Origin of the sequence: uncultured Algibacter sp., from assembly GCF_947495675.1 — a bacterium.
Classification (GTDB): Bacteria; Bacteroidota; Bacteroidia; order Flavobacteriales; family Flavobacteriaceae; genus Algibacter_B.
The window spans coordinates 1-297 of record NZ_CANLZX010000072.1; the positions used below are offsets into that span (position 1 = coordinate 1).

General features: G+C 37.4%; 1 pseudogene. It reads left to right on the forward strand.

Annotated elements, in window-relative coordinates:
* A pseudogene (locus tag Q0842_RS16150) lies at nucleotides 1–297 on the forward strand (hypothetical protein); the annotation flags it as partial.

Below are 297 nucleotides of genomic sequence, written 5' to 3' on the forward strand. Positions count from 1 at the left end.
GAAGGCAAGCCCAATAATGGTACTATTTTAATAGATGTAGAAGATGTAGGCGGACCAGGATCAGTAGCCAACCATTCCAAGACAGAATATTTATTAGGAAACCCATACCCATCAGCAATAGACATACATAAGTTTATAGATGATAATGCAGGTGTTATAGATGGATATCTTCAACTATGGCAACAATGGGGTGGTACGTCTCATAATTTAAGTGAATACGAAGGCGGTTATGCCCAAGTAAACAAAACAGGATCTATACGCGCATATCAATTTGTTAGTTTTTATGGTGCAAACAAT